The organism is Variovorax sp. P4_B10 (assembly GCF_056402375.1).
Window position 1 is genome coordinate 45,229 of record NZ_JBFUHN010000032.1, and the last position, 24,226, is coordinate 69,454.

Here is a 24,226-nt window from a genome sequence, read left to right on the forward strand (position 1 = left end):
ATTCACCGGGATGTCCGGTTCATTCAAACGCCAAGGAAATCAAGCCATGAACACGAGCGACAACAAGGCCCTGGTCCAGCGCATCCATGCCGAGCTGGACAAGGGCAACGGCCAATATTTCATCGACAGCCTGGCCGACGATGCGAGCTGGACGCTGGAGGGCACCACGCCCTGGTCGCGCACCTACGCGGGCAAGGCGGCCATCCGCGAAGAGCTGATCAAGCCGCTGTTCGCGCAGTTCGCCGGGCCCTACGTGAGCAAGACCGAGCGCATCATTGCCGAGGGCGACCGGGTGGTGGTGCTGTTCAGCGGCGACGTGCCCACCAAGACCGGCAAGCGCTACAACAACCGCTACTGCTACGTCTACCGACTCGAAGGAGGCAAGGTGAAAGAGCTGACCGAGTACTTCGACACCGCGCTGGTCCAGGAGGCGCTCGAGGCGCCGCCCGTTGCCGCCCATGCCGACTGAGAAGGGCACCCCCTTCCACATCGGCGAGCTGGCCACTCGCACCGGCCGCACGGTGCACGCCATCCGCTGGTACGAGACGCAGGGCCTCGTGCCCGGCGTGGCGCGCGACGAGGGCGGCAGGCGTCTCTACGGCGAGTTGCACGTCGGCTGGCTCGACCTGATGGAGCGGYTGCGCCGCACCGGCATGTCGATTGCCGAGATGCGCGAATACACCGCGCTCGCGCTGCAGGGCAAGGCCACCTTGCAGCAGCGCCGCGACATGCTCGCGGCGCACCGCACGCGCGTGACCGAGACCATCGCCGAATGGAAGAGGGCGCTGTCGCTGGTCGACCGCAAGATCGACTTCTACGACGCGTGGATGACCAGCGGCCACCGCCCGCCGCTCATTCCCGCCGAGACTCCCCGCCTCCCGCCACCGAAACGGAAAGTCCGATGACCGACACCGCCCTCGCGCCCTTGCCCCTTCTTGCGCTTCCCGCCGGAATCCGCTCGCGCCAGCTCGACAACGGGCGCGGCCTGTCGGTGCACCTGCTCGAGGCCGGCTTCGAGACGCCGGGACGGCCCTGCGTGCTGCTGCTGCACGGCTTTCCGGAGCTGGCCTACAGCTGGCGCAAGGTGATGCTGCCGCTGTCCGAGGCGGGCTACCACGTGGTAGCGCCGGACCAGCGCGGCTACGGCCGCACCACCGGGTGGCAGCAGGGCTACGACGCGGAGCTCGACGAGTTCCGCCTGCTCAACCTCGTGGACGATGCGGTGGGGCTCCTGGCGGTGCTCGGCCACGATTCGGTGGCAGCAGTGGTCGGGCATGACTTCGGCTCGCCGGTGGCGGCGTGGTGCGCGCTGACGCGGCCCGATGTGTTTCGCTCGGTCGTATTGATGAGCGCGCCTTTTGCGGGTCCGCCGGCCGCTGCGGCAACGGGGGGTGCCGAAGCGATGCGCCAGCTGCTCGACGGCCTGGCCGCACTGCAGCCGCCACGCCAGCACTACCAGTGGTACTACTCAGGACGCGAAGCCAATGACCACATGCAGCACGCCCCGCAAGGCCTGCACGCCTTCCTGCGCGCCTACTACCACCACAAGAGCGCCGACTGGCCGCAGAACCAGCCTTTCAAGCTCGCGGCGATGAGCGCCACCGAACTGGCCCGGCTGCCGACCTACTACGTGATGCGGGCCGACCGGACCATGGCCGAAACGGTGGCGGCGGAAATGCCTTCTCCCGAGCAGATCGCCACCTGCCGCTGGCTGCCCGACGACGAACTCGCCGTCTACGCCGCCGAGTACGCGCGCACCGGCTTCCAGGGCGGCCTGCAGTGGTACCGCTGCGGCACCAGCGGGCGCTATGTCGCGGAGATGCAGGCGTGGTCCGACCGCACCATCGATGTGCCCGCATGTTTCATCGCGGGCCGCAGCGACTGGGGCATCTACCAGAGGCCCGGCGACTTCGAGGCCATGCAGGCCGGCGCCTGCACCCGGATGCACGGCGTGCATCTCGTCGAAGGTGCGGGCCACTGGGTGCAGCAGGAACGGCCGGCCGAGGTGAGCCGGCTGCTGCTGCAGTTTCTCTCCGCTACTCCGCGATAAAGCTGCTGTCCTTGCGGATCGAATCGCGGTCGCGGTGGTTGAGGCGGCCCAGCGTGTTGTCGAGCAGGCGTTTGAGCTTGTCGGCTGCGCCGCGGAAGGCCTCGTCGAGGCTCGTCGCGTGCTGCGTCACCGCCAGCGGTTGATGGTGTGCAAGGCGGGCTTCCATCACGCAGCATTTGTCGCCGCCGCCGGCCTTGTCGTGGTTCTCGTCGCTCAGATGCACCTCGACGCGCGTCACGTCCTCGACGAAACGGCTCAGGTGCTGCTTGATCTCGGTATCGGCCCAGCGCTCCAGTGCGTCCTTGTTGTTGATGCCGTTGCTCGTGTTGACCTGAATCTGCATGCAATGTCCCTGCTGGATGGATGAACGAGTCCCTACTGTGCGCCCAAACAGTCCCCCTGCGCGTAGGCATGTTCCTCACCCTCGGGCCGGGCGTGGCCCGGAATGCGGCTTTTCTAGCTCTGGATGTAACTGGTGAGCTGAGTGATCGTCTGCTCGTGCTCCGAAATGATGTCGTCCATCAAGTCCTGGATCGAGATCATCCCCACCACCTTGTCGCCATCGACCACCGGCAGGTGGCGGAACTTGCGCTGGCTCATCAGCGCCATGCAGGCGCGGGTGCGGGTTTGCGGGGTGACGGTCATCACGTCGGGCGTCATGATCTCCGAGACCTTCATCTCCTTGGAGTTCTTGCCCTGCAGCGCCACCTTGCGGGTGTAGTCGCGTTCGGAGAGAAAGCCCACCAGCTTCTCGCCGTCCATCACCATCAGCGCGCCCACCTCGAAGCGGGCCAGCGTGGCCAGCGCGTCGAACACGCTGGTGCCTGGCGAGGTGCGCCAGGCGGCGGAATCGTGGCGCTTGAGCAATTCGGAGACGGGTTTCATCGCGGTAACTCCATCAAAAAGTTTCGATTCACGCCGACGCGCCGGTCGCCGCACTCGGTCAAATCATAGGGGCGGAATCGCCCCCCGCGATGCAAAAACCTCTAGGGGATTGCGCGTGTCATCCGCGCACACCAATTCAAGGTGTTGCGGCGAGCACGCGGCTCAGGGCCACGGGGTTGCCCGCCACCGTCTTGACGAGGCCCTTCTCGTCGAAGTTCACCTGGTACTCCGACCAGCTGTCGCGCCAGTAGCGCCACGTCGGTGCATCGAGGCTCGGGTTCTCGCTGGCCACGGGGTAGCCGACGGCCATCAGCACCTGCTCGCGCGTCATGCCGGGCGCCAACTTCCCGGCCAGGATGGCATCGCGGACCGCGGACGCAAAGGCCGCCATCTTCTGCTTCGGGTCTTCGGTCACCACATAGCGCTGCGCAAAGTCGATCAGCGTGATGTTGCGGCTGTAGTCGTTCTTGATCCGCTGGGGCTTGCCCGCGAGATCGAGGTTGAAAAAGCGGAAGTCGTAGCCCGTGATGCGTGCCGGCGTGCCCACGGCGACGATGCTCGTGCCTTGTTCGTCGTAGTTGATGTCGCTGATCGAATTGCCGTAGGTGCGCATGTTGCAGCACAGGTAGCCGTTGATCAGCGGGCCGGGCGGCGGCGAGGGGCGCTGGGCATGGACGACAGTCACGGGAACGACGGTGGCTGCCAGCAGGATGGCAGCGGCAAGGCGCTTGAGCATGAATTTCCCTCGGTATTTGTTGGATTGGCTGCGGGATGCAGCGCGCGGATTCTAGGGTCGAACAACCTCCTGGGCGAAGGCAGAATGGGGGTTCACAGCTATCGAAAGAATAGCGGCGTGATGAAGCGCACATTCCCGGTTCACAATGCGCACCCGGCCCCCGGCCAACCCTCCCTTGCAGACAGCGCGAAAGAAAGAGCACCCACCGATGGCGATCCAGTGGTTCCCCGGTCACATGTACACGACCCAGAAGGCCATCACCGAGCGGGTGAAGGACATCGACGTGGTCATCGAGCTGCTCGACGCGCGCCTGCCCGGTTCCAGCGCCAACCCGATGCTGGCCGAACTCACGGCCGGCCGGCCCACGCTCAAGGTGCTCAACAAGCAGGACCTGGCCGACCCCGAGCGCACCGCGCTCTGGCTCGCGCACTACAACGCGCTGCCCGCCACGCGCGCCATCGGGCTCGATGCGAGCCAGACCACGCCCGCGCAGCAGATCGTGAAGGCCTGCCACGCGCTGTCGCCCAACCGGGGCGGCATGGCCAAGCCGATGCGCGTGCTGATCTGCGGCATTCCGAACGTGGGCAAGTCCACCCYCATCAACACCCTCACCGGCGGCCGCAAGGCCAAGACCGGCGACGAGGCCGGCATCACCAAGCTGGAACAGCGCATCACGCTGGCCGACGACTTCTACCTGTGGGACACGCCCGGCATGCTGTGGCCGCGCATCGTGGTGCCCAAGAGCGGCTACAACCTCGCGGCCAGCGGGGCGGTGGGGCGCAATGCCTTCGACGAAGAGGAAGTGGCGCTCGAGCTGCTCAACTACCTCAAGACGCACTATGCGGCGGGCATCGCGGAGCGATTCAAGCTGGTCGAGCTCGATGCCGCGACCATTGCCGGGATGAAGGACGAGGACGTGCTCGACACCATCGGCCGCAAGCGCGGCGCGCTGCTGGGCAAGGGCCGCGTCAACCTGCAGAAGGCAGCCGAGATCGTGATGCACGAATTCCGCGCCGGCAACCTCGGGCGCATCACGCTCGAGACCCCCGAGGAGTTTGCGCAGTGGCTGGCGGAAGGGCAGCGCATCGATGCCGAGCGTGCGGCGAAGAAGGCGGCGCGGGGGAAGAAGCGCAAGGCCGTCGATGCGCCCGAAGGTGGCGACGCCCCCCACGCGGATTGAGCGGTCCGGTGCAGGGTTGCAGGTGGATATCGCCAGGAGCGACATGACCAAGGGCGCTGCCTCAGTGCCTCAGCGCATCTGCAGCCGCGCGTCCTTCGGGTAGCTGATGGTGTAGTCCGCCGCCACGCGCGTGGTCTTGCCGGCGTCGAGGTCGAAGCTCCACATCGCGAGGCCCGGCTGCTTGTTCCATGCCAGCTCGCCGGGCTGCGGCGAGAACTGCGCGGCCACGCGCACCTGTTCGTCGACCGAGACCGGTGCCGCCTCGAGCACCTGCACCGCGACGGGCGTGCGGTGGCGGTTTTCCACGACGTAGCCGCGCAGCACCTTGCGTTCGGCGCGCGTGCCGGCAAAGCCGCCCGTGCCCTGGTTGTCGCGCTCGGGCTCGGCCTGCACGCGCACCAGCTCGTCGCGGCCGAAGGAGAGCGTCAGGCGCGCGTCGCGCGGTGCCGTCCACTGGCCGCTGCCCACGAAGTTGCCGTCGCGGTAGAGCTGCAGCGGGCCGGCCGGCCACACGCCCGCGGGCTGCGCGAGTTCGGCGACTAGGAAGGCGCTCGGGTCGACGCGCGGGCTGGTGCGCGCGGCGAGCTTGGCCGTGTCCTCGTACTGGCCCAGCGCCATCGTCACGCGCTGGCCGTTGGAGGGCACGTCGATGCTTTGCGGCACCGCGAATTCGGTGGCGAAGCTGTTGTCGAACACGCTCACGTCGAACAGCGGCGCGCGGCGTTCCGCGAGCGCTTCCCTGGCGGAAGGCGCCGCCGCAACCGGTGCAGGCGCTGCCATGAAGGCCATGTCGGCCTGGGCGCGCTGCGGCGGCGGTTCGATGCCGATGCGCCACGCGCCCGGCGTGCGGCCCGCGGTTTCGCGGCGCGGCTGGCCGGTGGAGAGCACCAGCTTCACGCCGCGCCAGTCTTCGCCCGTGGCCTGCGCCACCAGCGCCTGGCGCTCGATGCGCACCTTCTGCGTGGCGGTGTCGAGCAGCGCGCGGTAGGTGGGCGTCCAGCCGGGGCCGTTGACCTGGTAGCTGAGCTTGACGTCGGCATCGGCGCTGGCGGCCAGCGTGACCGTCACGGCCACCACCTGCGCGCCGTTGCCTTGCGAGCGCGTGCGCTCGGCCAGCAGCGGGTTGAGCTGGCGGTCGATGTCGGTCTGCCTGCGCTGGATCTGGTGCTGCTTCAACAGCGAGTCCTGCCCGGTGCGGCGCATCGCCTCGGTCATTGCGGCGAGGTTGCGCGCATCCATCGGCGCACGGGCGCCCTGGGCCGATTCGCCGCTGCCGCCCGAGAGGCCCTTGAGATAGCCCGTGACCATGCCGAACGCATCGCTCTCGGCCTGCAGCGCGGCCTTCTGGTCTTCGAGCTCGCGGATGCGGCCGTCGAGCGCGCTGGTCGCGCAGCGCGCCGAGAGTTCGCGCGCCTCGCTGAGCACCGAGGTCTCGCCCACCCGCACCGATGCGCCGGCCGACACCTGCAGGCTCTGCACGTCCAGCCCCGCGGGCAGGCAGGCAAAGGTGACCGACCGACTGCCGGCCGCGACGCGCGCCACGCGTTCCACGGTGGCGCTGCCGGGGTAGACCTTGACCTGGGTGATGCGCGAGTCGGCCGGGGCCGGGGGCGGCACCTGGGCGCTGGCGCTCAGGACCAGCCAGCCGGCGGCGGCGACGGTGGCACGGAGAAGAAGGGCGGAGGACGGTGCTTTCATGAAGAGCCTTCGGAAGTGAATGGGTTTGCCTCCACTCATACGGACGGGCTCGTTCAACGGGGTTAAGGCGTTTTCAAAAAATTTTCACCGGGCGTGTGCTGTCGCCAATGCAACCGCAACGGGCTTCCCGGTCACGCGCGTGACGATGCGCGGAGGGGGCAGTTCGTAGAGTGACTCGACTGCATCGTCAACGCGCTTCCTTTCCACGGAGACTCTCCATGCTCGACGTCATCAAGACCATCAACCAAACAGCATCCTTCAACCGCTGGGCCGGCTTCGAGGTCCACCATGCCGCCGACGGCCAGGCCGAGCTGCGCATGAATTGGCGCGAGGAAGACATGGGCCAGTACGCCGGCTTCCTCCACGCCGGCATGATCGCCGCGCTGCTCGACACCGTGAGCGGCTACGCGGCCGCCACGCAGGCGGGCCGCGTGCTGGCCTCGCACTTCTCGGTGAACTGCATCTCGCCCGCCATCGGCCGCGCTTTCGTGGCGCGCGCCCGGGTGGTGAAGGCCGGGCGCAAGCAGGTGTTCGTCGCGGCCGAACTTTATGCGCAGCCCGAAGGCCAGGGCGAGGACGCGCTCAAGCTCGTGGCGACGGGGAACGCCATCCTGGTTCCGGTGGAAGAGAGTCAGCCGAAGCCGGCTGCTGCTTCGCCGCGCGCCTGAGCTTCAGCCCGAACAGCGGCCGCAGCCCGTTGAAGCGGCGGATCAGTCCGTCGGTCAACAGCCAGCAGCCGAGGAGGGTCAGCGCCACCAGCAGCGCGGGTTCCAGCACCGGGCCGAGCGCGAGGGGTGCCAGCGCAGTCACGCCGACGATGATCAGCGTCTGGTGCAGTACGTACCACGGGTACACCGATTCGTTGGCCCAGCGCAGCCAGGGCCATGGGCGGTTCAGGTGGCGGTGGCCGTGGCCCAGGATGGCGGCGACCGCCAGCCACAGGTAGAGCGTGCGCAATGCGTCCATGAGCGGGCCGGAGGCCGGACCCCGGGCGCCGAGCCGCAGCGCGATGAAGGTTGCGATCGCCGCCACGGCCAGCGCGAGCGACACCCGGCGCAGCCGCTCCAGTTCTTTCCAGACGCCCGTGTCCACGCCCATCCAGTAGCCGTAGAGGAACACGGTGAAGTAGATGCTGTGCAGGTAGAAGTCGCGCACCAGGTTGTGCGTGGGCGGGAAGTGCGAGGCCAGCAGCATCGTCCAGGCCAGCAGCGGCAACACCGGCAGCAACAGCAGCTTCCAGCCGCGCAGCCCGTTGAAGCTGCGGCGCACCCACTGGCCGGCCGCCGAATTCAACAGCGGCAGCGTCAGCGCGATCGCTGCCGTGTAGGCAAAGAGATAGGGCAGGTACCAGAGGTGGTTCCAGGTGATGCCGAACTCCGCGCCGTCGAAGGCCCGCTTCGGCCACGGCTCGGCCATCGACAGGTAGCGCAGCAGGAAGGCGCCGAAGCCCGGTGCCACCAGCCCGTCGGCAACGCCCTGTGCGTAGGCCTGGTAGGGCACGATCACCGCCATGCCGAAGACCAGCGGCAGCATCAACCGCACGCCGCGGCTGCGCAGCAGCGCCCAGGTGCCCTGGTGGCGGCTCAGGAAGCCGAGCGACACGCCCGAGATCAGGAACACCAGGTCCATGCGCCAGAGGTTCAGCACCCGCATCGGCCACTGCAGCCATTCGGCCGCATGCGGGCTCTTGAGGTGCCACGGCCAGTCGGCCACGTAATACATGCCCACGTGATAGAGGATCACGAACAGGAAGGCCAGTGCGCGCAGCGCATCGATGTCGTGGCGTCGGTGCGCGCCGGGCAATGGTGTGGTGGTCGGCAGGTTCATCGCGGGTCCTCGAAGCAGAAGATGGGGCGATGGTGTGGCCCGGTGCCGTGCCGCGGGACGGCGCCGGGACGGATGGCCCCCGTTTTGTGACGAGCGGCGGTCCCCAAGGGACGAAATTCGCCCGCCGGCGGTGCGGATGGCGAGAATCCCGGGCATGAGAGATTCCCGCAGGAACCTGTACGAGCGCTACGAGCCGATCCGCCGGTATGTCGAGGTGGGCTTCTGGATCGTGCTGATGGCGCTGCAGGCGGTGTTCAGCACCCTGGTGGCGGTGGTCGATGCCCGCTCCCGCACCGTGCCGCGCGCCACCTGGGAAATCGTCACCTGGGAAGGGTCGAGCCACCTGGTGCTGCTGGCGCTGATTCCGGTGCTGGTGGCCATCGAGCGCCGGCTGGCGCCGCTGGCGCCCGGCCGCTGGGTCCGCTTCCTGGCCGGGCATGCGGTCGCCAGCGTGGCTTTCAGCGTGGTGCACGTGGTGGCGATGTTCGGGCTGCGTGCGCTGGTCTATGCCATGGCTGGCGGCCGCTACGACTTCGGCGGCTGGACCGATCAGTGGGGTTACGAATACCTGAAGGACGTGCGCGTCTACGTCTCGATCATCTTCGGCATCTGGGCCTACCGGCTGTTCATGCTGCGGTTGCAGGGCGAGGCGCGGGTGCTCGATGCGCCGGAGGCGGGGGGCTCTGCCGAGGTCGAGGCCGCAGCCGAGGCGCCTGCCGAGCCCGAGAGCCCGCCCGCTGCCGCCGCCCGGCCCGAGCGCTTCCTGGTCCGCAAGCTGCGCCGCGAATTCCTGATCGCCGCCACCGACATCGACTGGCTCCAGGCCGAGGGCAACTATGTCGGCCTGCACGTCAACGGCCACGACTATCTGCTGCGCGCCACGCTCACCGACTTCCTGGCCCAGCTCGACCCCGCCCGGTTCGTGCGGGTGCACCGCAGCCACGCGGTGAACCTGGGGCGCGTCAAGGAGATCGAGCCGCTGGACGGCGGCGATGCCCGGCTGCACATGCACGACGGCGGCACGGTGCCCTGCAGCCGGCGCTATCGCGACGCGCTGCGCGCCGGCACGGGCTGATCGCCCAAAAAAAGAGGCCTGTTCCGGTGCGTGGATGCGCCGATATGGCTCATTTCGCACCATCAAAGAGCCTTCAGGCACCATTTTTGCTTTCTTGCGCCGTCGTCCCGAGCAATTCGGGTGCGATGCACCAATTCAAACCAAAAACTGCAAGAAGCTCCAATGGACGCACTCAAACAGGGCGCAGACGCGCTGTTCATCCTTCTCGGCGCGATCATGGTCCTGGCCATGCATGCCGGATTCGCCTTCCTCGAACTGGGCACCGTGCGCAAGAAGAACCAGGTCAATGCGCTGGTGAAGATCCTGGTCGACTTTTCGGTCTCGACCATCGTGTATTTCCTGGTGGGCTACGGCGTGGCCTACGGCACCCACTTCTTCGTGGGCGCGACCGAGCTGGCGGCAAGGAGCGGCTACGAGCTGGTGAAGTTCTTCTTCCTGCTGACCTTTGCCGCGGCCATCCCGGCCATCATCTCGGGCGGCATCGCCGAGCGCGCCAAGTTCTGGCCGCAGCTGATCGCCACCGCGGTGATCGTCGGCGTGGTGTATCCGCTGTACGAGGGCATTGCGTGGAACAAGGCCTTCGGCATCCAGGCCTGGATCGCCTCGGTCACCGGCCATGAGTTCCATGACTTCGCGGGCTCGGTGGTGGTGCACGCGGTGGGCGGCTGGCTCGCGCTGCCGGCCGTCATCCTGCTCGGCGCGCGCCGCAACCGCTACCGTGGCGACGGCTCGCTGAGCGCGCATCCGCCGTCGAACATTCCGTTCCTCGCGCTCGGCGCCTGGGTGCTGTGCGTGGGCTGGTTCGGCTTCAACGTGATGAGCGCGCAGAGCATCGACAAGATCTCCGGGCTCGTGGCCGTCAACTCGCTGATGGCGATGGTCGGTGGCACGCTGGTGGCGTTGGCCCTGGGCAAGAACGACCCCGGCTTCGTCTACAACGGCCCGCTCGCCGGGCTGGTGGCCGTGTGCGCCGGCTCCGACCTGATGCATCCGCTGGGCGCGCTGGTGGTGGGCGGCGTGGCCGGCGCGATCTTCGTGTTCATGTTCACGCTCACGCAGAACAAATGGAAGATCGACGACGTGCTCGGCGTGTGGCCGCTGCATGGCCTGTGCGGCACCTGGGGCGGCATTGCCGCCGGCATCTTCGGCACGCAGGCGCTCGGCGGCATCGGCGGCGTGAACGTCGGGGCGCAACTGATCGGCACCGCGATCGGCGTGGTCTGGGCGCTCGTGGGCGGTGCGGCGGTGTACGGTGCGCTCAAGGCCACGATGGGTCTGCGCCTGTCGCAGGAGGAGGAATACGACGGCGCCGACCTGTCGATCCACCACATCTCGGCCACGCCGGAGCGCGAGGTCAATTGGTGAGCACTGCACCATAAGTCGGCTTGGGCTATTCTCGGCGCCCCTATAACCCGCCCGAGGAGAAGAGCCCATGACAACACCCACCCGTTGGTTGCGCCGCGGCATTGCCGCATTGGCCGGCAGCGTGCTGATGCTTTCGTTTGCGGCGCAGGCCGGCGCCCCGCAGGTCAAGACCCAGGCGCCGGGCTTCTACCGCATGATGCTCGGCGACTTCGAAGTCACCGCGCTGTTCGACGGCACGATCGACCTCGAGCCCAAGAAACTGCTCACCAACACCACGCAGGCGCAGGTCGGCAAGCTGCTCGACCGCTCCTTCGAAAAGGACCTGGTGCCGACATCGGTGAACGCCTACCTCGTCAACACCGGCAGCAAGCTGGTGCTGATCGACTCCGGCGCGGGTTCGCTCTTCGGCCCCACGCTCGGCAACCTGCGCAACAACCTCCTGGCCGCCGGCTACAAGCCCGAGCAGGTCGACGACGTGCTCATTACCCACATGCACGGCGACCACGTCGGCGGCCTCATCACCGACGGCAAGCTGGCCTTTCCCAATGCCACGGTCCACGCCGGCCAGGAAGATGCCGACTTCTGGCTCAGCAAGGCCAACCTCGAGAAGGCCTCGGCCGAGATGAAGGGCTTCTTCCAGGGGGCGATGGCGTCGATGAACCCGTATGTCGAAGCCGGCAAGTTCAAGCCCCTGAAGGGCGACACCGAGCTGGCGCCCGGCATCAAGGCCGTGCCCGCCCACGGCCATACGCCCGGCCACAACGTCTACGTGCTCGAGTCCAAAGGCCAGAAGCTCATGCTGTGGGGCGACCTGATGCACGTGGCGGCCGTGCAGTTCGTGGAGCCGCAGGTGACGATCTCGTTCGACGTCGATTCGAAGCCGGCCGCAGTGGAGCGCAAGAAGGCGTATGCCGATGCGGCCAAGGGGCGCTACCTCGTGGGCAGCGCGCACCTGCCGTTCCCGGGGCTGGGGCACATCCGGGCCGAGGGGAAGAGCTACGTGTGGGTGCCGGTGGACTACCAGCAGGTGCGATAGATCGGCGCTCTGAAGCGTATTCGTCCTGAATACGCTTCTTTTTTGAAGCGTATTTGCCTAAAATGCGCTTCATGTGGATCTGGCAAGCCAAGAAATGGCCGCACTTCGAGGTCGACGCGCAGGCGCTGCAGCCTGCGCTGTCGGCGGCGCGTCTGGCGCAAGGGCGCATGCTGGGCGTGGCCGGCAACCTTCAACTCGTCGACCTCGGCGAACTCCAGCTCGGCGAATGGACACAGGAAGCCATTGCCACCGCGCAGATCGAGGGCGAGACGCTGCAGGTCAATTCAGTGCGTGCCTCGGCGGCGCGGCGTCTTGGCCTGACGCCCGCGAGCCGTCTGCCGAGAGACGCCCGTACCGAGGCCACGCTCGACATCGTTGAAGCCGCCGTCGCCCACTGGAATGAACCGCTCGCCGAAGCTTCGCTGCTCGATTGGCACGCGGCGCTTTTCCCCAACGGGCGCAGCGGCGTCACGCGCATCGTCACAGGCGCCTACCGCGTGCACGAAGACCCGATGCAGATCGTCACGCCGCGCCTTGGAAAACCCGACACGGTGCATTACGAGGCACCGTCCTCGCGCGATGTTCCCGCGCAGATGAAGGCGCTGCTCGAATGGTTCGAGGAAGGGCGCGAACATCCGAAAATCGACGGCATCGTACGCAGTGCCATCGCGCATCTGTGGTTCGAAACCATCCACCCGTTCGAAGACGGCAACGGCCGCATCGGCCGCGCGCTGAGCGACCTCGCGTTGGCGCAGGACCTGCGCAGCAACCAGCGCCTGTTCAGCATGTCGCAGCAGCTGTGGCTCGATCGCTCCGGTTACTACAGCCAGTTGCAGGCAGCCAGCGCACGGGGGGATATGGACGTCACGGCCTGGGTGCGCTGGTTCATCGGTTGTGTCGAAAAGGCGTGTTTCTCCACGTTGGCACAGATCCAGGCAGCGGGCGCCAAGGCTGGGTTCTGGGCTGGACTGGATACGGCGCACCCGCAACTCACGCCGAGCCAGCGCAAGGTGCTGAACAAACTCTATGACGCCGGTCCTGATGGATTCCTGGGCGGCATGAGCACGGAGAAGTACGTTGCCATTGCCGGCGTGTCGCGGGCGACGGCGTACCGGGAACTGACCGAGCTGGCGGCATCCGGATTGCTCGAAAGAACGGGGCAGGGCAAGGCGACGCGGTACGCGCTCATCCGTTCAAAGTAGCCGCGCGAAGCACAAACGCGCGGCCTGCGGCAAACTCACTCGACCGCCCCGCTTCATTCCAACAGCCCCATGACCCAATCCCCACCCGCCCTCGAAGTCCTCCCCCGCGACCTCTCCGCCTACCGCAAGGGCAACGTCGGCATCGACTACGTGCACCGCTTCGAGTCCGGCAAGYCCGGCCCGCATGTGCTGATCAACGCGCTGACGCACGGCAACGAAATCTGCGGCATGACCGCCGCCACCCACCTGCTCGACACCCAGGTGCGACCGAAGATCGGCACGCTCACCGTGAGCTTTGCCAACGTGGAGGCCTACGAGTCCTTTAACGAGGCGCTGCCTTTCGACAGCCGCCAGCTTGTGCACAACCTGAATCGCATCTGGTCGCCCGAATGGCTCGACGGCACCGAGGACAGTCCCGAGCTGCGCCGCGCCCGCGCGCTGCGCCCGGTGGTGAGTGCGGCCGACCACATCCTCGACATCCACTCCACCAGCCAGCCCGTGATTCCGTTCTGGGTGTACCCCGCCTTCGATCGCAACGCCGAGGTGGCGCTGGCCATCGGCCGCCCATCGGTGCACCTCGTGATGCCCGACGGCCTGGGCTCCGGCACGCCGCTGATCCAGCACGGCCGCCATGGCCAGACCGACGGCAAGGGCGTGGCGCTGGTGGCCGAATGCGGCCAGCACTTCCTGCGCTCGGCGTCGGAACTGGCCACCGCCATCTCGCTCGACTTCCTGGCGTACTTCGGCCTCATCGACAAGGACCCGGCCGTCCCGGCACCCGGTCCGCAGCGCCGTTTCGAGTTGCTGCAGACGCATGTCATCAAGTCCGCGGACTTTGCCTTCGTGCGGCCGCTGATCGGCTTCGAGACCTTTGCCAAGGGCGAGCTGATCGCCACCAACGGCCCGGACGAGATCCGCGCGCCGTGCGACGACTGCACGATCTTCATGCCCGCGCAGCGGGTGATCGTGGGGCGCGAGGCGGTGTACCTGACGAAGCCGATCTGAGGCTGGTCGGTCAGCAGATCAGCAGGTGCGTCGGCTTGCCTGCGGTGCTGTAGTCGGCGTGCCAGTAATGCGGGTCGTTGCAGAGGCTGAAGGCGGCCTCTGCATTCGCGTGACCGCTGCCGAAATGGTCGCGCAGGGTGACATGCACCGAGCCCGGATCGGGCCAGTCGACGCCGGCGTCGCTAACGCGGTTGCCTGAGGCGACTTCGGCGGCGACGATTTTCTGCAGGACGGGGTGCAGGCGGGTGTTGAGGAGGGTGAGCGTCTCGCGGCGGCTGGGGCGTTGCATCGACGGGTCGAGGCAGGCTTCGGTGAATAGGAGCTTGCTCTCGGCCATGGTTGGATGCACTGCCAGTGTCGAGTCAACTCAAGCTGCGATGAACAGCGCCGGGTCCACCATCGCCCGGTTCAGCATCACGGACCAGTGCAGGTGCGGCCCCGTCACGCGCCCGGTAGCACCGACTGCGGCCAACGGCTCGCCGGTCTTCAGCACATCACCCACCTTCACATCGACCCGGCTCAGGTGGCAATACATCGTCAGCAGGCCGCCGCCATGGTCGAGCCACACCGTGCCGCCGTTGAAGAAATAGTCGCCCGTGTCGATCACCCGCCCCGGCAGCGGCGCCAGCACCGGCGTGCCCGTACCGGCCGCGATGTCCATGCCGCTGTGCGGATTGCGCGACTGGCCGTTGAACACGCGGCGCAGGCCGAACGAGCTGGAGCGGCGGCCCGGTACGGGCACGCGCATCTGCAGGGAGGCGTCCGGCCGCATGTCGGTCAGCGTGGCCATCACGGTGGCCTGGTGGTCCCGTTCGCGCACATAGCGTGCTTCGTCCTCGGGCGACAGGTCGACCGTGCGCGGCGCCACGGTCAGGCGTTGCTCGCGGTATTGCTTGGGGGCCACCGTGTAGGCGATCTGTCGTTCGCTGCCGCTCTCGGCGCGCACCGCAATGCTTGCGTCGCCGGGCGTGGCCGCGAGCGGAATGCCCACCAGCGCCGTCCACTCGATCGCGTCGCCCAGCACGAGCAAGGGCACTTCGCCTGCAAAGGCCGCAGGGCGTTTGGCGCTCGGGCCAAGCGACAGGCGTGCCACGCCGCCCGGCACCTGCGACGCGTGCGGCCAGACATCGGGGTGCCGTGGCTTCGGCTTCGCAGGGGCCGCAGCGCTGACGTGCGTTGCGGGCAGCGCCAGCAGGCCCAGCGCGCCGAGCAATGCGCTGCGGCGATTCAGAGCGACGGGCAAGAGGAGGTTGGGGAAATGGGATCGGTTGCGCATAGGAAGGGATCGAATGAAATGGGTTCTGTTCTGTCGTGCCGCCGCGTTACCCGAGCCAGGTGCCGGGTGCCAATCCGTCCAGCGTGTGCGGCCCGATGGCGGCGCGAATCAGGCGGAGGGTGGGAAGCCCCACGGCGGCGGTCATGCGCCGGACCTGACGGTTGCGGCCTTCGCTGATCGCCAGTTCCAGCCATGCGGTGGGAATGCTCTTGCGCTCGCGAATGGGCGGTTGTCGTGCCCACACGTCGGGCGGCGGGTCCAGCAGGCGCGCGCGGGCCGGACGCGTGAGGCCATCGTTGAGCTGTACGCCGCTGCGCAAGGCGGCAAGCGCAGCGTCGGTCGGCACGCCTTCCACCTGCACCCAATAGGTCTTTTCCATCTTGAAGCGCGGATCGGCGATGCGCGCCTGGAGCTGGCCGTCGTTGGTGAGCAGCAGCAGGCCCTCGCTGTCGGCATCGAGGCGGCCGGCGACGTAGACGCCGGGGATGTCGATGAAGTCCTTCAGGCCGCGCCAGCGGCCTTCGGGTGTGAACTGGCTGAGGACGCCGTAGGGCTTGTTGAAGCGGATCAGGCGGGAAGGGCTCGGAAGATTCATCAGTGCACAGGATAGCCGGGGTCTGCGGCTGGTAGCCGTCAGGCGGCGACGGCAGGCCACATGAAGTGGCGTAGCCGTCCTGCAACGAGAACCCCTTTCGCGCGACTCCAATCTGCCTCTATTGTCGAAATTGATTCATCGAACAACACGGAGTCGGAAATGACGATGCGAAGTTTCAACAGGTTGGCGTGGGTCGCGGCTGCGGGCGTCGTGGCGGCCGGGTGCAGCAGCACCTCGCTGCGTGTGGGCGGTGCGCCGGATGCGAGCGTCAAGAACTGCGTGACGGCCGCGGCGCGCGAACTGCGAGTGCCGCCGGGGAGCATCGCCGTGGACAGCGGCTCGACGCCGCGCGACGGCGTTTACACGATCAATCTGAAGGTCGGGCCGCAGGGGCGCTCGGCGGTGTGCACCACGGACGAAAACAGCGCGGTGCTGGGCGTGGTCTACAAGCGGCCGGAGTAAGCAATAAAAAAGCCGGGGCCATTGCGGCCCCGGCTTCGTGTGCGATGGCAGTTCGCGGGTCGGGCTACTTGCCCCAGCTGTCCCGCATCCCCGCAGCCCGATTGAACACGCGCTGGCCCTCGGCGTCGGTCTTCGTATCGAGCACGAAGTACCCGTGCCGCTCGAACTGAAACGCCGTTCCGCCTTCAGCCTTGGCCAGTGACGGTTCTGCATACGCCAGGCAGATCTCCAGGCTCTGCTTGTTCAGTTCATCCAGCAACTCCCCGCTCCCCGGGTTGGCCGCAGCAAACAGCCGCTCATACAACCGCACCTCCGCCTGCACGGCATCCGCCGCAGCCACCCAGGTGATGTTGCCCTTCACCTTGATCGCATCCGCGCCGGCCGTCCCGCTCTTGGTGTCCGGCACCAGCGTGGCCTGCACTTCGACGAGCTTGCCGTCCGCGTCCTTGGTGCCGCCGGTGCATTCGATGACGTGGCCGTATTTCAGCCRCACCCTGTTGCCCGGGAACAGGCGGAAGAAGCCCTTGGGCTGCACTTCTTCATAGTCGGTGCGTTCGATCCACACCTCGCGGCCGAGCTTGAACTCGCGCTTGCCCATTTCGGGGTGGTGCGGGTGCACGGGGGCGGAGCAGTCGTCGAGCACGTCGTCGCCGCCCATCAGGTCGCCCCAGTTCGTGATCACCAGCTTGACCGGGTCGAGCACGGCCATGGCGCGCGGGGCTACGGGATCGAGGGTGTCGCGCAGCGCGGCCTCGAGGCTGGCGTAATCGATCCAGCCGCCGGACTTGGTGGTGCCGCTGCGTTCGCAGAACAGGCGCAGCGCCTCGGGCGTGTAGCCGCGGCGGCGCAGACCGGCAATGGTGGGCATGCGCGGGTCGTCCCAGCCGTCGACGTGGCCGTCTTCGACCAGCTGGCGCAGCTTGCGCTTGCTGGTGAGCACGTGGGTCACGTTGAGGCGCGCAAATTCGTACTGGCGCGGGTGCGGGCTGGCGACCAGGCCGCCTTCGGCCAGGCGGTCGAGCAGCCAGTCGTAGAAGGGGCGCTGGTCTTCGAATTCCAGCGTGCAGATCGAATGGGTGATCTGCTCCAGCGCGTCTTCGATGGGGTGCGCATAGGTGTACATCGGGTAGATGCACCACTTGTCGCCGGTGTTGTGGTGGGTGGCCCGGCGAATGCGATACAGCGCGGGGTCGCGCATGTTGATGTTGGGGCTCGCCATGTCGATTTTCGCGCGCAGCACGGCGGCGCCGTCCGGCAACTGGCCGTCGCGCATGGCGCGGAAGCGCGCGAGGTTTTCTTCCGGCGTGCGGCTGCGGAAGGGGCTGTCGGTGCCGGGGGTGTTGAAGTCGCCGCGGCTCGCGCGCATCTCGTCGGGGCTTTGCTCGTCGACGTAGGCGAGGCCGGCGCCGATCAGGTACTCGGCGGCTTCATACATGAAGTCGAAGTAGTTGCTCGCGAAGTACTCGTGCGGCTGCAGGGTGCCGGGGGCGCTGGGGCGGTCGGCCAGGTAGGTTTCGTAGCCGAGCCATTTCACCGCGTCGCGGATGGAGTCGACGTATTCCTGCTCTTCCTTCTCCGGGTTGGTGTCGTCGAAGCGCAGGTGGCTGACGCCGCCGTACTCCCTGGCCAGCTCGAAATTGAGCCAGATGCTCTTGGCGTGGCCGATGTGCAGGTAGCCGTTGGGCTCGGGCGGAAAACGCAGGCGCACTTTGGCCGGGTCGGTCATGCCCTGGGCGTGGTGGGCGGCGCCGCCGGGGGAGCCGCCCCATTTGCGGCCAGAATAGGCGCCCTGTGCGAGGTCGTTCTCGATCACGTGGCGCAGGAAATTGCTCGGTGCAGCGGTCGTTTTGGCGCCGTTTTTGTCGGTCGGGGAGGTCATTGCGGCATTCTAGAGGGCACCCCCGGCGGGTTACTTTTGGCAACGTTCTTCACATTGCCCGGTGCACCCCCTTTGCATTTGCCGCGTTCAATACACACATGGGCGGTCCACACCCGGACGCAGCCCGCCGAAACAAGGAGTCCAACATCATGAGCCCCACACGTTCTACTTTCTTCAAATGGGCCGCCACAGGCCTGGTGGCAGCCGGCGCATTGTTTGCAGCCACTTCGGCCAGCGCCCGCGGCGACGTGAGCTGGTCGGTCGGTGTCGGCCTGCCGGGCGTGGCCGTGGGCGTGGGTGCCCCCGCCTACTACCCGGCCCCGGTCTATGCGCCGCCGGCCCCTGTGTACTACGCGCCGCCAGCCCCCGCGTACTACGCGCCGCCGCCGCCGGTGTATTACCGTCCGGCCCCGGTCTACTACGCCCCGCCGGCTTATTACGGCCCGGGCTACTACGGTCGCGGCTACTACCGCGGTCATGGCCACGGCCACGGCCACTGGCGCTAAACAGCCACACCGATCGTGACTGAATGAAAAAAGCCGGCCCCCCACAGGGCCGGCTTTTTCGTGGGCGTGCGCCGGCAAATTTCACATGGCGCGAAACAGATGGGCGTAGAGCCGGCTGACGGGAATCTTCTCGGGCCGGCCGCGCAGGACGAGGTGCAGCTTGCCGGCCTCGTCGCGGTGCACCGATTCGATGGCCGCGCTGCGCACCACCACCGCCCGATGCACCTGCCAGAAGGTGTCGGGGTCCAGCTGGGTCAGCAGCTGCTTCAGGGGCGTGCGGATCAGGTATTCGTGCGTGGCGGTGAGCACGCGCAGGTACTTGTCGGCGGCCTCGAAATACAGCACCTCGTCGATGGGCACCATGCGCACGGTGCTGCCGCCGGCATCGCTGGCGGCAATCATGCGCAGCGGGGCGGGCGCTGCGGTGGCTGCGGGCATGGCTGCACCGGCGCCGGCGGCGGTGAGCACCTGGCGCCATTGCGCGAGCGTGCGTTCGAGCGCTTCGTCGGCCACGGCGGGCGAGGGTGAAGGCTGCTGTGCCGCCAGCGCCTGCTGCAGCCGCAACACGGTCTTGCGCAGGCGCTCGGGCTGCACGGGCTTGAGCACGTAGTCGATGGCCTGGGCCTCGAAGGCGCGCGCGGCGTATTCGTCATAGGCGGTGACGAACACCAGTTGCGGCATGGGCGCTTCGTCGGTGGGCCAGCTGTCGGCCAGCTCGGCGGCGGCGCCGAGGCCATCGAGGCCGGGCATGCGGATGTCGAAGAACAGCACCTGCGGCAGCAGGCGTAGCGCCTCGCGCACGGCGCTGCGGCCGTCGCCGGCGGTGGCGACGATCTGCAGTCCGGGCCATGCGGCGGCCAGCTCGGCCTTGAGGGCCTGCGCCAGCAGCGGCTCGTCTTCGGCAATGAGGGCGGTGGGGTTCATCGGGGTTGTCGTTGCGTTCATGCGGGCAGGGGAAAGCTCAGCGTGGCGCAGGTTCCGCCGGCGGGGGCAGCCGCCAGGCGGACATGGCCCTGCGTGCCGTACACGGTGGCCAGCCGTTCGCGCACCTGTTCGAGCCCGAAACCGCTGCCTTCCGAAGGCAGCGCGGCATCGAGCCCGACGCCGGTGTCGCTCACTTCGATCACGAGGCGGTCTGCGTCCTTGTGCGCGCGTACCGTGATTTCGCCGCCTTCGACCTTGGGCTCGAGCCCGTGGCGGATGCTGTTTTCCACCAGCGGCTGCAGCAGCAGCGGCGGCACGGGCAGGTCGCGCAGCTCGTCCGGCAGGTCGAGCGTGTAGCGCAGGCGCTCGCCCATGCGCACCGACATCAGCTCGAGGTAGTCGCCGAGCCGGTCGAACTCGACCGAGAGCGGATGGGCCAGCGCGCGCGAGCCGTTGAGCGTCATGCGCAGGTAGCTGTTGAGGCGGTCGAGCATGGCCACGGCGCGCGGCGGGTCGACGGTGATCAGCACGCGCAGGTTGGCCAGGGTGTTGAAGAGCATGTGCGGCTCGAGCTGGGTTTCGAGCAGCTTGAGGCGTGCCTCGGTGGCATTGCGCTGCGCCAGGTCGAGCTGGCTTTGCATGTGCTTGCTCTTGCCGAGGCTGTAGAAGAAGAAGCTCATCCCGATCGCCGCGATGATGGTGATCGTGATGCCGGTGGCCAGCTTGTGGCCCTTGAGCTCAAGGAAGTCGAAGGTCGGTGCGCCGATCCAGGCATCGCCGACGAGGTTGCCGATGAAGAAGCCGACGGCCACGCCCGCCACGATCAGCAGCATGCCCCACGGCCACTCGGGCCAGAGGGACTCGCGGTGCCCGCTGATGAGCAGTCGGCCGCCGTCGATGAACAGCCAGGCCACGATGCCGATCGACATCGAATACACCATGTGGGCGACCCAGTTGCCGCCGCCGGTGATGGTCAGCAAGGTGGCGATGAGGCAGTTGAAGACAGCGGTGATCAGGCCATGCCGCAGCATGGACTTCAGGTTTTCGGCACTGAACCTGTTTCTTGCAGTAGCAGCAGTCTGCTCCACGCTCACCGGTGGTCCCCGGCGTCCAGCGCGCGGCGTTCGCGCTCCACCAGCCTGTCGTAGAAGCCGCCGCCGGGCGCCACGAACCAGACGACGGCGCCGTGGATCAGCAGGCCCAGCCCCCAGCCCATGAGCGGGTACATCGCCCAGGTGCGGCCGTTGGCGGCCGAGATCGTGACGAGGCCGAGGTTGACCACCACGTAGACGAAGGCGTGGATGTACCAGCCCATCTTGGCGCCGGCGCGGCGGCGGGCGAGCTTCTCGATGTCGGGGCGGGAGGCGTTCGATGTGGTGGGGTTCATGACAACTCCTTGATTTGAACCGGAACGAAATCGGGGGCGGACGGCTGCGGCGATGGCACCGATTGCAGGGCCGCGCGCTGCCGGAGCTCTTCGGTGGTCTCCCCCGGCCCGTCGGGGCGCCAGCCCGGCGGCCGGACGAGGTAGCCCGCGAAGGCGCGCACCGAACGCGCCGAACGCAGGTCGCGCAGCAGCGCGCGCCAGTGCGTGAACTCGATCTCGAGGAGGTTGTGCGAGGTGATCGGGTTCACCAGTCCGTAGCGGCAGGGCAGGTCGGCGCGCTCCGGAATGTAGGTGCCGAACAGCCGGTCGAACACGATCAGCACGCCGCCGTAGTTGCCGTCCAGGTATTCGAGGTTCGAGGCGTGGTGCACGCGGTGGGCCGAGGGCGTGTTGAGCACCCATTCCAGCGGCCCGAGGCGTGGAATCCAGGCTGCATGAATCCAGAACTGGTACAGCAGGTTCAGCGTGAGCATCAGCAGGATCACCTTCGGCGGCATGCCCAGGAGCGGCGCCAGCATGAAGAAGAGCAGCGTGCCGGTGAGCTTGCCGGTCCAGCCGAAGCGGTAGGCGGCCGACAGGTTGAGCTGGTTCGGCGAATGGTGGATGGCGTGGGTGCACCAGAACCAGCGCACCCGGTGCGCCGCGCGGTGGTACCAGTAGTAGCAGAACTCCTGGCCGATGAAGCAGGCGGCCCAGCCGGTCCAGTGATCCATCGGCAGGGTGAAGAGCCGGTGGTTCCAGAACCAGTCCATGGCGCCGGTCCAGAAGGCCACCGGCAGCAGCCAGCGCAGCGGGTATTCGCGCACCAGGAAGTCGACCACCGAGACGCCGGCCGCCTTCCAGTCGTAGCTGCGCCAGCCGTTGCGCCAGGAGAGCACCAGCGCCTCGGCGATCGAGGCGACGAGCACCACCGTGATGGAAATCTTGAGGATCAGAAAGAGCACGTTCATGGCAGTTCCTGGCGGGAGGCTGGGGCTGGAATCTTAGGCTGCGCGGGCGCCGGCGGCCATGGCGTCGGTGGCGATGGCCAGCCTCCACAGGCGCACGGCACGTGCCGCGAAGATGCCGCTGAAGGCGCCGTACAGCACGGGAATCGCGATGGCGAAGCTGGCCTGCTGGCGCAGTTCGGGGTGCATGGCCAGGGCCACGCCCACGACGTACTTGGTGAAGAAGATGCCCATCATGAGCATCAGCGGCACGGCGCTGCCGGCCACGTGGAACTCGCGGGCCGCCGCGTCGTAGCGCGTGGTGGCGGGCAGCGGGCGCTGCAGCACCAGGGCGATCAGCACGACCGCGGCGGCTGCCCAGCCGAGCAGGGCGCCGAGCGAGTCGCCGAAGGCCGAGAGCACGCCGAACACCGACAGCGCGGTCATGGCGATGGGCATCACCGTGACCTTGGCGAGGCTCACGCTGCCCGACAGCAGCTGCCTGGCGCCGAGCCAGACGAGCAGCACGAAAACGGCGAACACCCACTTGGGGGTGTGGAGGATGATCTGCAGCAGCATGGCGGTTCTCCGGTGAAATGAAAGGTGAAGGAAAGCTGAAAAAGAGGGCTGGGGAATCGATGGAACGGACTTTGCCGGCGCCAGTCCCCGCCGGCCACCCGCATGCGACGAAACGCAGGATGGCGGCGCGAACCGCATCCGGCCGGCGTGAACTGCAGCCGCTGCGCCGGCAGCTTTACCGCCGCTTTACGGCGCAGCAAACAGCGGGACTACCATTCGGCGCTGTACTCTAGGTCGCACCTCTGGACCCCCTTCGCACGCATTGCCCATGGCCCCCCAAATTTCCCCCGAGCCCCTGCCGCCCACCGTGTCTGCGACACATCCACCGGCTCGCAGGCGCCGCTGGGTCGGGGGGCTGTTGACCTTGCTGCTGCTCGCGGCCCTGGGAGGCGGTGCCTGGTACCTGATCCAGCGTTCGAAGACGCCAGTCGCCGGCGCCGGCGGACCTCCTGGCGGCGGTGGCCCGGGTGCCGGCCGGCCGGGCGGTGGGGGCGGACGGGGCGGCGGCGGGGCCTCCAGCACGGTCGGCGTCGCCACCGCGCGGCAGGCCGACATTCCGGTGCAACTCGAGGCGCTGGGCACGGTCACGCCGCTGGCCAACGTCACGGTGCAGCCGCAGGTGTCGGGGGTGCTCACGGCGGTGCTGTTCCAGGAGGGGCAGATGGTCAAGAAGGGCGAGGTGCTCGCCACCATCGACCCGCAGCCGTTCCAGAATGCGCTGGCGCAGGCCGCGGGCGCGCGCCAGCGCGACGAGGCCCAGCTGGCCGCCGCGCGCGTCACGCTGCAGCGCTACCAGACGCTGCTCGGGCAGGACTCCATCGCACGGCAGGACGTGGACACGCAGGCCGCGCTGGTCAAGCAGCTCGAAGGCACCGTCACCATCGACCGCGCCAACGAAGACGCCGCCAGGCTCAACCTGACCTGGAGCCGCATCACCGCGCCGTTGAGCGGGCGCATCGGCCTCAGGCCGGTGGATGCGGGCAACTACATCTCGACCGGCAGCACCACCGGCGTGGCCGTCATCACGCAGATCGCGCCGATCGACGTCGAATTCGCCGTCCCGCAAGACCGTGTGCCCGAGATCCAGGAGCGAATCGCCCAGGGCGCGAAGCTCGATACCACGGCCTTCGACCGCACCCGCACGCGCCAGCTCGCGCTGGGCACCTTCTCCACGCTCGACAACCTGGTCGACACGCAGACCGGCACCGTCAAGTCGAAGGCGCGCTTCTCGAATGCCGACGGCGCGCTGTTCCCGAACCAGTTCGTCAACCTGCGGCTCCTGCTGCGCACCGAAAGCAGTGCGGTGGTGGTGCCGGTCACGGCACTGCGGCACGGGCCCAACGGTGACTATGTCTATGTGGTGAACGAGGACAGCACTGTCTCGCAGCGCCCCGTGACGCGCGGCGAATCGAGCGTGGACAACGTGGCGATCATGTCGGGCCTGAAGGCCGGCGAACAGGTCGTGACCGAAGGCGGCGACCGGTTGAAGGATGGTGCACGCGTGCAGACCTCCGTCGACCGGCCGGCCACGCCGGCGTCGGGTGCCGCATCGGGCGCCCATCGCGGCGGACGGCGGCAGGGTGGCGGCGGGCCGAGGGCCGCTGCCTCGGCGCCGGCAGCCACCGCCCCGGCG

27 protein-coding genes are annotated in these 24,226 nt (G+C 67.8%); 13 read left to right on the forward strand and 14 right to left on the reverse strand.

All coding sequences use genetic code 11. The features are described from left to right. Window positions 1-46: 46 nt before the first annotated feature. The 3 genes from AC1DXX_RS16645 to AC1DXX_RS16655 are packed head-to-tail and all read left to right on the forward strand — an operon-like array spanning window position 47 to window position 2,050. Window positions 47-469: a nuclear transport factor 2 family protein gene (locus AC1DXX_RS16645; RefSeq protein ID WP_478135308.1), complete on the forward strand. Its 423-nt coding sequence runs from the start codon at window positions 47-49 to the stop codon at window positions 467-469. Further along, window positions 459-905, forward strand: coding sequence for a MerR family transcriptional regulator (locus tag AC1DXX_RS16650; protein ID WP_478135309.1), 447 nt, complete (start codon window positions 459-461; stop codon window positions 903-905). The genes AC1DXX_RS16645 and AC1DXX_RS16650 overlap by 11 nt, the downstream gene beginning before the upstream one ends. Then, complete coding sequence (locus AC1DXX_RS16655) at window positions 902-2,050, forward strand: alpha/beta hydrolase (RefSeq protein ID WP_478135310.1); 1,149 nt, start codon at window positions 902-904, stop codon at window positions 2,048-2,050. The genes AC1DXX_RS16650 and AC1DXX_RS16655 overlap by 4 nt, the downstream gene beginning before the upstream one ends. Here AC1DXX_RS16655 and AC1DXX_RS16660 read toward each other — a convergent pair. The 3 genes from AC1DXX_RS16660 to bamE all read right to left on the reverse strand — a co-directional run bounded on the left by AC1DXX_RS16660 (window position 2,037) and on the right by bamE (window position 3,671). Then, window positions 2,037-2,393 carry an HPF/RaiA family ribosome-associated protein gene (locus tag AC1DXX_RS16660; RefSeq protein ID WP_478135311.1) on the reverse strand — a complete coding sequence of 119 codons (357 nt, stop codon included), beginning with the start codon at window positions 2,391-2,393 and terminating at the stop codon, window positions 2,037-2,039. The two genes, AC1DXX_RS16655 and AC1DXX_RS16660, sit on opposite strands and share 14 nt — an antisense overlap. A 113-nt stretch (window positions 2,394-2,506) precedes the next feature. Beyond that, window positions 2,507-2,935 (reverse strand): CBS domain-containing protein, encoded by a 429-nt coding sequence (locus tag AC1DXX_RS16665; protein WP_478135312.1) that lies wholly within the window; start codon window positions 2,933-2,935, stop codon window positions 2,507-2,509. A 136-nt stretch (window positions 2,936-3,071) separates the two neighbouring features. Continuing rightward, a complete protein-coding gene (gene bamE, locus AC1DXX_RS16670; RefSeq protein WP_478135313.1) occupies window positions 3,072-3,671 on the reverse strand; it encodes an outer membrane protein assembly factor BamE domain-containing protein in 600 nt (199 codons plus the stop codon). A gap of 208 nt (window positions 3,672-3,879) precedes the next feature. Here bamE and ylqF point away from each other — a divergent pair, with 208 nt between their 5' ends. Next, window positions 3,880-4,851, forward strand: coding sequence for a ribosome biogenesis GTPase YlqF (ylqF, locus tag AC1DXX_RS16675; RefSeq protein WP_478135314.1), 972 nt, complete (start codon window positions 3,880-3,882; stop codon window positions 4,849-4,851). A 69-nt stretch (window positions 4,852-4,920) separates the two neighbouring features. Here ylqF and AC1DXX_RS16680 read toward each other — a convergent pair whose 3' ends face one another. Continuing rightward, a complete protein-coding gene (locus tag AC1DXX_RS16680) occupies window positions 4,921-6,549 on the reverse strand; it encodes a DUF4139 domain-containing protein (RefSeq protein ID WP_478135315.1) in 1,629 nt (542 codons plus the stop codon). 218 nt (window positions 6,550-6,767) lie between these two features. On the opposite strand from AC1DXX_RS16680, the gene AC1DXX_RS16685 reads away from it, so the two are divergent. Next, on the forward strand, window positions 6,768-7,217 hold the full coding sequence (locus tag AC1DXX_RS16685) for a PaaI family thioesterase (protein WP_478135316.1): 450 nt from the start codon (window positions 6,768-6,770) through the stop codon (window positions 7,215-7,217). Here AC1DXX_RS16685 and AC1DXX_RS16690 read toward each other — a convergent pair. Next, window positions 7,132-8,376 (reverse strand): acyltransferase family protein, encoded by a 1,245-nt coding sequence (locus AC1DXX_RS16690; protein ID WP_478135317.1) that lies wholly within the window; start codon window positions 8,374-8,376, stop codon window positions 7,132-7,134. The genes AC1DXX_RS16685 and AC1DXX_RS16690 overlap by 86 nt on opposite strands. A gap of 154 nt (window positions 8,377-8,530) precedes the next feature. On the opposite strand from AC1DXX_RS16690, the gene AC1DXX_RS16695 reads away from it, so the two are divergent. From AC1DXX_RS16695 to AC1DXX_RS16715, 5 genes are all read left to right on the forward strand, one after another. After that, window positions 8,531-9,451, forward strand: coding sequence for a LytTR family DNA-binding domain-containing protein (locus AC1DXX_RS16695; protein WP_478135318.1), 921 nt, complete (start codon window positions 8,531-8,533; stop codon window positions 9,449-9,451). 162 nt (window positions 9,452-9,613) lie between these two features. Continuing rightward, window positions 9,614-10,816: an ammonium transporter gene (locus tag AC1DXX_RS16700; RefSeq protein ID WP_478135319.1), complete on the forward strand. Its 1,203-nt coding sequence runs from the start codon at window positions 9,614-9,616 to the stop codon at window positions 10,814-10,816. A 67-nt stretch (window positions 10,817-10,883) separates the two neighbouring features. Beyond that, the gene (locus tag AC1DXX_RS16705) at window positions 10,884-11,852 is read left to right on the forward strand and encodes an MBL fold metallo-hydrolase (RefSeq protein WP_478135320.1); all 969 of its coding nucleotides are present in this window, start codon (window positions 10,884-10,886) and stop codon (window positions 11,850-11,852) included. 71 nt (window positions 11,853-11,923) lie between these two features. Further along, the gene (locus AC1DXX_RS16710) at window positions 11,924-13,054 is read left to right on the forward strand and encodes a Fic family protein (RefSeq protein WP_478135321.1); all 1,131 of its coding nucleotides are present in this window, start codon (window positions 11,924-11,926) and stop codon (window positions 13,052-13,054) included. 69 nt (window positions 13,055-13,123) lie between these two features. After that, complete coding sequence (locus tag AC1DXX_RS16715; protein ID WP_478135322.1) at window positions 13,124-14,059, forward strand: M14 family metallopeptidase; 936 nt, start codon at window positions 13,124-13,126, stop codon at window positions 14,057-14,059. 10 nt (window positions 14,060-14,069) lie between these two features. Here the strand turns inward: AC1DXX_RS16715 and AC1DXX_RS16720 are convergent, their stop codons facing one another. From AC1DXX_RS16720 to AC1DXX_RS16730, 3 genes are read right to left on the reverse strand one after another with little or no spacing between them, the layout of a single operon-like run. Continuing rightward, entirely contained in the window at window positions 14,070-14,396 is a 327-nt protein-coding gene (locus tag AC1DXX_RS16720; RefSeq protein WP_478135323.1) for a hypothetical protein, read from the reverse strand. A gap of 30 nt (window positions 14,397-14,426) precedes the next feature. Next, complete coding sequence (locus AC1DXX_RS16725; RefSeq protein WP_478135324.1) at window positions 14,427-15,335, reverse strand: peptidoglycan DD-metalloendopeptidase family protein; 909 nt, start codon at window positions 15,333-15,335, stop codon at window positions 14,427-14,429. 46 nt (window positions 15,336-15,381) lie between these two features. Beyond that, window positions 15,382-15,930 carry a pseudouridine synthase gene (locus AC1DXX_RS16730; protein ID WP_478135325.1) on the reverse strand — a complete coding sequence of 183 codons (549 nt, stop codon included), beginning with the start codon at window positions 15,928-15,930 and terminating at the stop codon, window positions 15,382-15,384. A gap of 159 nt (window positions 15,931-16,089) precedes the next feature. Here AC1DXX_RS16730 and AC1DXX_RS16735 point away from each other — a divergent pair, with 159 nt between their 5' ends. Further along, window positions 16,090-16,392, forward strand: coding sequence for a hypothetical protein (locus AC1DXX_RS16735; protein ID WP_478135326.1), 303 nt, complete (start codon window positions 16,090-16,092; stop codon window positions 16,390-16,392). Between the two features lie 64 nt (window positions 16,393-16,456). Here AC1DXX_RS16735 and AC1DXX_RS16740 read toward each other — a convergent pair whose 3' ends face one another. Next, window positions 16,457-18,271, reverse strand: a complete 1,815-nt coding sequence (locus AC1DXX_RS16740; protein WP_478135327.1) for a glutamine--tRNA ligase/YqeY domain fusion protein — start codon at window positions 18,269-18,271, stop codon at window positions 16,457-16,459. Window positions 18,272-18,420: 149 nt separating this feature from the next. On the opposite strand from AC1DXX_RS16740, the gene AC1DXX_RS16745 reads away from it, so the two are divergent. Next, window positions 18,421-18,777 carry a hypothetical protein gene (locus AC1DXX_RS16745; RefSeq protein WP_478135328.1) on the forward strand — a complete coding sequence of 119 codons (357 nt, stop codon included), beginning with the start codon at window positions 18,421-18,423 and terminating at the stop codon, window positions 18,775-18,777. 81 nt (window positions 18,778-18,858) lie between these two features. Here the strand turns inward: AC1DXX_RS16745 and AC1DXX_RS16750 are convergent, their stop codons facing one another. The 5 genes from AC1DXX_RS16750 to AC1DXX_RS16770 are packed head-to-tail and all read right to left on the reverse strand — an operon-like array spanning window position 18,859 to window position 22,593. Next, complete coding sequence (locus AC1DXX_RS16750; protein ID WP_478135329.1) at window positions 18,859-19,701, reverse strand: LytR/AlgR family response regulator transcription factor; 843 nt, start codon at window positions 19,699-19,701, stop codon at window positions 18,859-18,861. Between the two features lie 17 nt (window positions 19,702-19,718). Continuing rightward, window positions 19,719-20,732, reverse strand: a complete 1,014-nt coding sequence (locus AC1DXX_RS16755) for a sensor histidine kinase (RefSeq protein ID WP_478135330.1) — start codon at window positions 20,730-20,732, stop codon at window positions 19,719-19,721. 59 nt (window positions 20,733-20,791) lie between these two features. Next, the gene (locus AC1DXX_RS16760) at window positions 20,792-21,088 is read right to left on the reverse strand and encodes a 2TM domain-containing protein (RefSeq protein ID WP_478135331.1); all 297 of its coding nucleotides are present in this window, start codon (window positions 21,086-21,088) and stop codon (window positions 20,792-20,794) included. Next, the gene (locus tag AC1DXX_RS16765) at window positions 21,085-22,038 is read right to left on the reverse strand and encodes a sterol desaturase family protein (protein WP_478135332.1); all 954 of its coding nucleotides are present in this window, start codon (window positions 22,036-22,038) and stop codon (window positions 21,085-21,087) included. Before AC1DXX_RS16765 ends, AC1DXX_RS16760 begins: the two co-directional genes overlap by 4 nt. A gap of 33 nt (window positions 22,039-22,071) precedes the next feature. Then, on the reverse strand, window positions 22,072-22,593 hold the full coding sequence (locus AC1DXX_RS16770; protein WP_478135333.1) for a DUF6622 family protein: 522 nt from the start codon (window positions 22,591-22,593) through the stop codon (window positions 22,072-22,074). Between the two features lie 307 nt (window positions 22,594-22,900). On the opposite strand from AC1DXX_RS16770, the gene AC1DXX_RS16775 reads away from it, so the two are divergent. Next, window positions 22,901-24,226 (forward strand): efflux RND transporter periplasmic adaptor subunit (locus tag AC1DXX_RS16775; protein WP_478135334.1); only part of this gene is annotated, 1,326 nt, incomplete at its 3' end.

What these genes read in the sequence shown, in the direction of transcription:
- AC1DXX_RS16770 (WP_478135333.1), bottom strand. Translation starts at nt 22,593, where the DNA reads ATGCTGCTGCAGATCATCCTCCACACCCCCAAGTGGGTGTTCGCCGTT.
- AC1DXX_RS16695 (WP_478135318.1), top strand. Translation starts at nt 8,531, where the DNA reads ATGAGAGATTCCCGCAGGAACCTGTACGAGCGCTACGAGCCGATCCGC.
- AC1DXX_RS16730 (WP_478135325.1), bottom strand. Translation starts at nt 15,930, where the DNA reads ATGAATCTTCCGAGCCCTTCCCGCCTGATCCGCTTCAACAAGCCCTAC.
- AC1DXX_RS16720 (WP_478135323.1), bottom strand. Translation starts at nt 14,396, where the DNA reads ATGGCCGAGAGCAAGCTCCTATTCACCGAAGCCTGCCTCGACCCGTCG.
- AC1DXX_RS16765 (WP_478135332.1), bottom strand. Translation starts at nt 22,038, where the DNA reads ATGAACGTGCTCTTTCTGATCCTCAAGATTTCCATCACGGTGGTGCTC.
- AC1DXX_RS16735 (WP_478135326.1), top strand. Translation starts at nt 16,090, where the DNA reads ATGACGATGCGAAGTTTCAACAGGTTGGCGTGGGTCGCGGCTGCGGGC.
- AC1DXX_RS16690 (WP_478135317.1), bottom strand. Translation starts at nt 8,376, where the DNA reads ATGAACCTGCCGACCACCACACCATTGCCCGGCGCGCACCGACGCCAC.
- AC1DXX_RS16705 (WP_478135320.1), top strand. Translation starts at nt 10,884, where the DNA reads ATGACAACACCCACCCGTTGGTTGCGCCGCGGCATTGCCGCATTGGCC.
- AC1DXX_RS16710 (WP_478135321.1), top strand. Translation starts at nt 11,924, where the DNA reads ATGTGGATCTGGCAAGCCAAGAAATGGCCGCACTTCGAGGTCGACGCG.
- AC1DXX_RS16685 (WP_478135316.1), top strand. Translation starts at nt 6,768, where the DNA reads ATGCTCGACGTCATCAAGACCATCAACCAAACAGCATCCTTCAACCGC.
- AC1DXX_RS16750 (WP_478135329.1), bottom strand. Translation starts at nt 19,701, where the DNA reads ATGAACCCCACCGCCCTCATTGCCGAAGACGAGCCGCTGCTGGCGCAG.
- AC1DXX_RS16755 (WP_478135330.1), bottom strand. Translation starts at nt 20,732, where the DNA reads ATGCTGCGGCATGGCCTGATCACCGCTGTCTTCAACTGCCTCATCGCC.
- AC1DXX_RS16660 (WP_478135311.1), bottom strand. Translation starts at nt 2,393, where the DNA reads ATGCAGATTCAGGTCAACACGAGCAACGGCATCAACAACAAGGACGCA.
- bamE (WP_478135313.1), bottom strand. Translation starts at nt 3,671, where the DNA reads ATGCTCAAGCGCCTTGCCGCTGCCATCCTGCTGGCAGCCACCGTCGTT.
- AC1DXX_RS16700 (WP_478135319.1), top strand. Translation starts at nt 9,614, where the DNA reads ATGGACGCACTCAAACAGGGCGCAGACGCGCTGTTCATCCTTCTCGGC.
- AC1DXX_RS16745 (WP_478135328.1), top strand. Translation starts at nt 18,421, where the DNA reads ATGAGCCCCACACGTTCTACTTTCTTCAAATGGGCCGCCACAGGCCTG.
- AC1DXX_RS16725 (WP_478135324.1), bottom strand. Translation starts at nt 15,335, where the DNA reads ATGCGCAACCGATCCCATTTCCCCAACCTCCTCTTGCCCGTCGCTCTG.
- AC1DXX_RS16645 (WP_478135308.1), top strand. Translation starts at nt 47, where the DNA reads ATGAACACGAGCGACAACAAGGCCCTGGTCCAGCGCATCCATGCCGAG.
- AC1DXX_RS16665 (WP_478135312.1), bottom strand. Translation starts at nt 2,935, where the DNA reads ATGAAACCCGTCTCCGAATTGCTCAAGCGCCACGATTCCGCCGCCTGG.
- AC1DXX_RS16680 (WP_478135315.1), bottom strand. Translation starts at nt 6,549, where the DNA reads ATGAAAGCACCGTCCTCCGCCCTTCTTCTCCGTGCCACCGTCGCCGCC.
- AC1DXX_RS16655 (WP_478135310.1), top strand. Translation starts at nt 902, where the DNA reads ATGACCGACACCGCCCTCGCGCCCTTGCCCCTTCTTGCGCTTCCCGCC.
- AC1DXX_RS16760 (WP_478135331.1), bottom strand. Translation starts at nt 21,088, where the DNA reads ATGAACCCCACCACATCGAACGCCTCCCGCCCCGACATCGAGAAGCTC.